3 protein-coding genes are annotated in these 8519 nt (G+C 39.7%); 1 reads left to right on the top strand and 2 read right to left on the bottom strand.

What is annotated here, in order from left to right:
• The coding region (locus G4P69_RS34110; RefSeq protein WP_208354338.1) for a type I polyketide synthase at nucleotides 1-4601 on the bottom strand (4601 nt) is incomplete at its 3' end.
• 1361 nt (nucleotides 4602-5962) lie between these two features.
• On the opposite strand from G4P69_RS34110, the gene G4P69_RS34105 reads away from it, so the two are divergent.
• The gene (locus tag G4P69_RS34105; protein ID WP_208354337.1) at nucleotides 5963-6649 is read left to right on the top strand and encodes a hypothetical protein; all 687 of its coding nucleotides are present in this window, start codon (nucleotides 5963-5965) and stop codon (nucleotides 6647-6649) included.
• A 257-nt stretch (nucleotides 6650-6906) separates the two neighbouring features.
• Here the strand turns inward: G4P69_RS34105 and G4P69_RS34100 are convergent.
• Nucleotides 6907-8519: ABC1 kinase family protein (locus tag G4P69_RS34100; RefSeq protein WP_208354334.1), on the bottom strand; the 1613-nt coding region annotated here is incomplete at its 5' end.

Here is an 8519-nt window from a genome sequence, read left to right as displayed (position 1 = left end):
TCTTCCTTGTGTTCTGTTGTTGCTTGCTGTTGACGTCGCACAAGTCGTGCTACCTGACGCTCTCCCTGACGGTAAGCAATCTGGTTTTCGTCGTCTTTTGAAATGAGTTCTTGGTATAGAAGTTGCGCCAGTTGTTCTTCTTTAGCGTTTGGTTCTAAATCAAGTAACCGACATTGCAATTCTGGATGTTCGAGAGCTATTACCCGACCTAATCCCCACACTGGTGCTTGTTGCACTTGTACTGCTTCGTGGTCTGTACCCACACTCACCGCACCTTCGGTGACTACCCACAAAGGTGCTATTTCCTGCTGCTGTCGGTTTTGTACCAAAGCTTGCACTAAATGCAGCACACTAGCACAACCATATTCTATAGCTGTTTCTAACTGAGTGTTAGTTGTTGATAAATTCCATAGATGAACAATTCCCTGGAGTGGTGAATTTTGAGAAGTGATTTCACCCAACAAACGTTTGAATTCTTCTGGAACAGTAGGGTTAATTTGGTAGTGTTTGTTGTCTATTTGCTGATAACTTAAACCAGGAGATACTAAAACACATCCTGCTCCCAATTTTTTTACTAATTCTTTTGCTACAGCATTAGTTTCTGCAAACAGTAACCAGTTCCCTGTTGTCTGTTTTTGCTTCTGTTCTGGAGGAATCGAGTGTTTCTGGGGTTGCCATTCTAATTCATAAAGCCAACGTTGTGGTGTTACTTCTGAGTAAGAAGACAACTGAGCTAGCATTTGTTGATTCCACTCAGCTATTTGCTCTTTAGATAACTGCTGTTGTTTTCTAGCTGTTAGCAGTACATAACTGGCTATTCCCTTACTGAGAACTTTCCCTAATTGGTAATAGGATTTGAATCCAGATTTGACGTTTTCATCCCGATTTTTTTGATATAACTGTTCCAACCTTTGCTCAAAGTCTGGATCATACAAAAAGTTAGATATTTCAGGACTTACATCGATTGCTGCGACTAACTGGAGTTGATGTTGAGATAGCAACTGTACCCACTCGGATTTAGTAATAAAGTAGGAAGATGTTTCTTGATGATCGATGGCAGATTCGCTATTAGAGATGAAATCTGCTAATACCAAATATCCCTGTTCATTTAAATGATTGCCGATATTACTAAATAATGACTTTTTATCGAGAATGTGGTGTGCTACCTCAAACCCGAATACCAAATCATAGTGCTCAGGAAACTCATCTTTAGCACTATCTCGATTAAAGATTTTTACTCGCCCTTGCAGTTGTTTTTCTTCAACTTTTGTGCTGCCCAGTTTTGCTTGTTCGCTAGAGATTGTGTAACCATTTAACTGCAAGTGTTCATACTTTTGAGCCAGCTGAATTAAATCTGAGGCATATCCACAGCCAAAGTCTAAAACTTTTTGGCACGAGGAGAAATCTACTTGAGCAAACAATAATTTTCTCAAATCTTTTTGAGACTCTACAATGATCTGACGAGATTGCTCTTGATTTGCCTCTGTCAGACATTTAATCCAAGAAAAACCAGGAATTTTTTCTGGGAATAAACCAAAAGTTAAAAATGCTGAGTCTGAGTTTACGTCCCCCTGATTCCCAGCTTGCTCTTGACCTAAGATTGCTACAGCATTGTAATATTCGTGAACTACGCCGCCTTTGAATTCTAGATAATTTTGCTGTCGTTTAACTAGAAGTCCGAGTAGCTTTGGCAGTAATTCTCGCTCTTGTGCGGTCAGTTCTCCTGCTAGTTCTAATTCCTGAGCTAATTCCTCGGTTGCACCTTGGTTCAGTAAGTTGACAATTGGTGTTGAGACTGTTTTATCGTTCTTTTCTTCCTCTTCCCGCCAGTAGCGTTGTCTTTGAAATGGATAAGTAGGTAGTGCTACTTTACGGCGAGAATAATCGTGATCAAATCCTGACCAATCTAGTGCTACTCCGTGTGTGTAAAGTTGCCCTAAACTTGAGAGCATTTGTTGCCAATCTTGTTGAGGCGGACGTAATGAAGGTAGCCACGTACCAACTTCTTCAGGCAAACATTGACGACCCATTCCCAGAAGAATCGGCTTGGGTCCAATTTCTAAAAAGAGACTATATCCTGAGTTATACAGGGTTTGCATACTCTGAGCAAAATGCACAGGTTTCCGGATATGATTCACCCAATATTCTGGGGTTGCAATTTCATGTGTTGCCTGCTGTCCAGTAACATTAGAAATTAAAGGAATTTGTGGCTGATTGTAAGTGACCTCTTTGGCTACAGCTTCAAACTCCGCTAGCATAGGTTCCATAAGAGGGGAGTGGAACGCATGGGAAACTTGTAGGGGTTTGGTCTTAATTCCCTTTTCCTCCAAGCCGTTACAAATTGCTTGGATGGCTTCACCAACACCGGAAATCACTATGCTTTGGGGACCGTTTATAGCAGCGATGCCTACGGCGGGCTTTGCCAACGCCACTTTATCTGCATAGGGTGCGATCGCTGATTGCACCTGTTCCTGTGAGGCTAACACTGACCCCATCTCACCGCCACTAGGCAGCTGCTGCATTAACCTTCCCCTCGTTGCAATCAGTTTCAGTCCATCTTCTAGGCTGAAGATTCCCGCTACAACTGCTGCCACATACTCACCTACACTATGACCCATGACTATATCTGGTCTAATTCCCCAAGATTGCCATAATTGAGCCAAGGCGTACTCTATTACAAATAAAGCAGTTTGAGTGTAGGCCGTTTGATCTAGAAGTGAGGCACTTTCTTCTGCTACTGTTTCTTGCGGATAAAGCACTTCTAACAAAGGCTTATCTAAATAGGGTCGCAGAATTTCGTCGCATTTTTCCAACGTTTTCTGAAAGGTGGGTTGAGTCTGGTACAACTCCCACCCCATTCGTATATACTGAGAGCCTTGACCTGTAAAGAGAAAAGCTACTTTGGGAGAAATCTTAGCGTTAGAGATTTGGCCTGAAAATAGCCCTGTTACCTCTTTACCTGCTGTTATGTCCCTAAGTTTTGTGAGCAAATCAGCTTTATCAGAACTAATTAATGCGAGTCGATGATTGAAATGAGAGCGACCTGTATTTGCGGTATAGCAAATATCTTCTATCGCTAATTCCGGATAATTTTTTAAATGATTAGAATACTCATTAACGAGTTCTTCAAGAGCTTTTTGAGTTTTTGCTGAAAGGGCTAATATATGCGATTTACGCTCTGGGGACTTTTCTATTTTGACTTGTTCTGGCGCTTCTTCTAGAATTATATGTACGTTTGTACCACTAATCCCGAAGGCGCTGATGCCTGCTCTTCTTGGCTCAGTACCTTGATGCCAGGGTATTGCTGAAGTAGGAATGACTAAAGGAAGTTGATGCCAAGGGATATGAGGATTGGGGTTTTCTAGGTGCAAATGGGGCGGAATCTCTTGATTCTGAAGGGATAAAATTACTTTAATCAAAGCTGAGACTCCTGCGGCTGCTTCCAAATGCCCGAAATTAGTTTTTACTGAACCAACTACCAAAGGTTGATTGTGAGGACGATTTTTACCGTAAACTGCTGCTAAAGACTCTAGCTCGATGGGGTCTCCAAGGGATGTTCCTGTTCCGTGAGCTTCCACATAACTCACCTGATTCGGCTCGATTCTAGCATTTTGTAGTGCTTGCTGAATCACTTCTTTTTGAGCCATCTTGTTGGGAACTGTCAAACCACTGCTAGGTCCGTCGTGGTTAACAGCGGAACCTTTAATCACCGCTAAAATCGAATCTCCATCTGCTATAGCATCACTGAGACGCTTTAGGACTACCATCCCACATCCTTCGCCCTGACCGTAACCATCTGCTGAAGCATCAAAAGTTTTGCAACGACCATCTGGAGCTAATGCTCTCAAGCTGCAACGACCGATAGTGCTTACTGGCCATAGAATCAGATTGACTCCACCTGCAAGGGCTAGATTACATTCTTTTGAACGTAAACTCTGGCAAGCTAGATGTACAGTTAATAAAGAAGAAGAACAGGCAGTATCTAACTGAATATTTGGTCCTTGTAAGCCCAAGAAGTGAGAAATACGACCTACAGCCATACTGCGCGCGTTCCCCGTGCCAGAATGAATGTCCATTGCGGAGACTTTATCCAAATTCATGAACCGTTGGGCATAATCATCTGTACAAATGCCCACATATACACCCGTTTGAGTATGTCTGAGTTTTGCTGCGGTTTGTCCTGCGTTTTCTAGCGCTTCCCAGGTCACCTCCAAAAGAAGCCTTTGTTGTGGGTCTAAACTCGCTGCTTCTCTGGGGGAAATGCCAAAAAATAAGGGGTCAAACTGATCGACTTGTTGGATAAAGCCACCATGTTTGGTGTAGGTTTTCCCAATAGTTTCAGGATTTGGATCGTAGTAGGCGTCTACATCCCATCGACCAGAGGGTACTTCTGTGATTGCATCGATCCCTTCTTGTAATAAACGCCAGAACGAGGAAGGGTCATTTGCATTACCAGGAAATCGACAACCCAGACCAATAATAGCGATTGGTTCAGTTTTTTCTCTGTTAACAGCTTCAAGTCTATTTCGCATATCCTTAATAGTTTGAAGCACTTGTTGAGAGGAAATAACTTGTTGTTCTGTGTCTAAAATATTGGTCATTTTATATTTCCTAGTTAAGTAAAAGTTAGATTTCTTTTAATTCGTCTTGAAGAGTAGTTGCGACTAATTCTTCTTTAATGGCATTCGCGATCGCATCTTCTCTTAACATATTGGTTTTAAGTTCAGTGCCAATAATAGCTTGTTTATTATCATGGCCATCAATTTCACATATTTTAGAGTTCGAGTGCTTAAAAGTTTTCAAGAGTTTAGGGATTAATTGTAGCTCTTGTTCGGTTAAATTTTCTGAAAGATTTAACTCTTGAATTATATTTGATTTAGGTTCTTTTCTAAGACACTTTTCTTATGTCCATTACTAGAAGTCTCCACAGGATAGCGTTGTCTTTGAAATGGATAAGTAGATAGTACCATTTTGCTCCAGGGATAATCTTGGTCAAAGGCTGACCTATAAACCTTCACTCCTCCTAGAAAGGACAACCCATACCTATAACGGCGAACGCTTGGCTCTGCTCTTGTTTTGTCTCTTCGTTATGTGTACTCACTTGCTTCTGTAATTCAACTTCCTCTTTATCGGAAGAAAAATACCTCTTATCTGATTGAAAGTTTTGATTCATCTTAAAACTTCGCTTGAGTTCGTAAACCTTAGCTTCTTTAAGAAAGGATTATTTACAAGTTGAGCAGTTCCAACCACTATCAAGTTATTGGAGATAATCTATCAAACTTTAACTGACAATCCTCGATAAACTGTTATACTATTCGAACGAAAACCTCGTTCGACAGAGGTTTCCTAAAGTACTTGGTATGTAATCTCTTGTTCAGGATTATAAAATAGTATTGTATTATTTGCAATCCTTATTTCTATAATTGACTAAGCAGTTTTGATAAAAAATAACAATGGGTTTTAGCACACCTCTTATTTTCAATATGGTGAAGTAAGCGTTCAAAGATAATGAAATAATCGACTTTAGGGGAGTTTTAATCGCGTGGATTGGCATCATTGGTTTAAAGTCAGCTTTGCTGATTTTCCAAATATTGGTAGTGATTAATACATTTTTGAACATTTACATTACTACTCTAACACATACATTGTGAAGTGATGAAGGTGAGTTTAAGGACTTCCACGGCTGGAGAATTAGATAAAAATGTTACATACGTAGGTTGACAAAAATTTCTATATCTGTTGCCTCGAGCTAAAATTCCTTGATTAAAATATTAAAATGCTGTCCATAGATAAATTTTAATTTTTTTAGTAACGAAAGTTTCTAGTTCATCGAGTTATCCAATCAGTGATATCTTATCAATTGGTGGTGTATGTGGCAGCCTTTTCGCAACCTGCGTTGCCCAATTAATAATAATTGTGCGGTGACGTCATCAAAGTATGCTTTTAAGCAATTTGAGTATCCTTGGTTCAATTGCGCGATCGCCGCCTATATCGAAGCACACATAGAACTTTCGAGGAATACTGTCAGGAGAGATTTGGGTATAGTACTCACCGACAGCCTTATCTTTTGATCCAAGCTGCAGCAGTTGTTGATAATCTTTTAGACGAATGTGATCCAATGGATCACATTCTCCCGACCAAGGAGCGCCAAGTCAGACCACTGACTAAACCTCAACCAGACACTCAGCGTGAAGCTTGGCAAATGGCAGTTGAGGAAGCCGGAAAAAAAGTTCCAACTAGTACTATCGTCAAAGATATTGTTCAACGCATTAAAAACAGAACCAAAAAGTTCAAATGTAACCGAGTGGGTGAAGTTTGCCAAATAATTCCTAAAGATAATCCAGAGTTGAAAGGAAAAAGCGGTTGTTGGTGCATTATCACTCGTCTTGGAGATGGAGTGTGTACTGTGACAACTTGGGACAACGAATATGTCGTTAAGCCCGAAAATATTAAATCCTTTGATTACCTGGAAGAAGAATGCGCTTTTATGCAACAGTTATATTTACGACTCAAGAAGTTTCAATTATTTGGGAATCTGGATACTGCTGCTTACTGGGTTCTAAAGGGTATAGGAAAACTGTCTACACCTTATCTGACGCCATTACAACAAAAGTTATTGAATGTTTTAGACCAGGAGTACAACAGATAAATTCAAAATTTAAAATTCAAAATTCAAAATTTAAGAAGAAAAAATTTTTGAATTAATTAATTCCGGGTACAGGCCCCCCACTGATTTTTAAATCAGTGTTCCTCAAGACGCTCGCGGACTCGAAGAGAGCTACGCTATCAGTAGCGGGTTTCAAGCCCCCACTGATTGTAATTTTGAATTTTGAATTTTGAATTTTGAATTGTTTTAAACCCACACCCGCCTCCAAGAGGCTGTCAAATATGATTCGTCATTATAAGTTATAAGACCGTCTTCCCTTGATATTCCTTTTGTTCCAAGATATCTGAACAAGCTAATAAGGTTCGGTACAATAATCCCATACCTATAAATATAAAAATCCATCCTAAGTATGGTATTTGCGGCAGTTGTTTGGCAATTTCATCAAACAATCCGTTACGAATCACTTTGATGCTTTCAAGATAATATTGAAATAAGAAAGAATACACTAACACAATTCCAGATACTGGTATTGCGGAGGAGAATGTACGTAAAACTAAGGCTAAAGCAAGACCAAACTTGCTCTTTCTTCCATCAAAAGGAATCGTTTTTTCACGTACTTTGGGAAGAAGCAAAGTATTATATTCATCCACATTCTCAAAAAAGTTATTCATGGACTCCATAACCGTCTCAAGACTAAGATTTTGAATGAAGGAACGGCGCTCTGACTCTTTATTATATTTTTTGAGAGTCTTTAAGTAATCAAAATCTGGTACGAGGTACTGAAGTGAACCATCCAATGTTAGCAAAGATCTACTTACCTTTAAAAATCCCCAGTTACTAGGTATATTATATCTAACAGATACTCTGCTAATTTCACTAGTAGCTCCACCTAAGGATTTTTCTTTGTAAGATAACCCGTCGAGTCGAGATTTATCTGCCCAACCTTCAATTGCCCGAGACATTTCGGCACGCACTCTAGGTATATCCACTCTAGGAACATCAACTGCAAAACGGACAATATAGTCCGCTGCTTTTGGATAATCTCCTTTTTCTAGGGCTTGAGTGTACTTTGTGTAGAAAGTCCTCAAATCTTTATCTAAGGAACCAACACTTCCTAAATCAATCAGCACAAACTTGCTGTTACGCAATAAAAATATATTACCAGGATGTAAGTCTGCATGATATAAATTATCTTCAAATATTTGTCGAAACAACGACAAGATTAATTTTTCTCCTACCCTTTTCCGGTCAACATTATTTGCTTGATCCCATTTTTTTACTCTTACAGGATCGTTATTTAAAGCTTTGATATAATCGGCCATCAATACGCCCGGGATATACTCCATAACCAAAACGCGACGTTTGGAATATTTTCTGTATACTGACGGAGTATAAACACCATGTGGTTTGAGTGTCTTTTTCATCCGACGCATGTTGGCTGCTTCATAGCGGTAGTCTAGCTCTTCGGTAAAGATTCTTTCGAGTTCTACTACAGCTTCATCCAAACGCAAGTAGCTGGCAATATTCAACTTTATTAACAAATTAGCAAAAAGTCTAATGACTTCCAAATCCCGTCTGAAAGATTCCTCTAGATTGGGACGTTGAACTTTGACCACCACACGTCTTTTGGTTGTACGCAAAACTGCGGTGTGAATTTGAGCAATAGAGGCAGCTGCTAGTGGCTCTTCATCAAACTCTGAAAAGATTTTATCAATTGGAACACCCAATTCCGATTCAATAGTTGAACGCACAATCTCGATTGGAAATCCCTGGGCACCATATTGTAAACGTGTTAATTGCTCACAAATTTCTTCAGGAAAAATGTCTGTTCTTAGTGCTAGTACTTGGCCTGTTTTAACCCATAGACCACCGAATTCTTCAAATATTTTTCGCAACTCTGTTGCTGTTTTTT

Origin of the sequence: Aetokthonos hydrillicola CCALA 1050, from assembly GCF_017591665.1 — a bacterium.
In the GTDB taxonomy this organism is placed as follows: domain Bacteria; phylum Cyanobacteriota; class Cyanobacteriia; order Cyanobacteriales; family Nostocaceae; genus Aetokthonos; species Aetokthonos hydrillicola.
The sequence above is the reverse complement of the archived record's forward strand: the minus strand, read 5'-3'. Positions and strand labels throughout refer to the sequence as shown.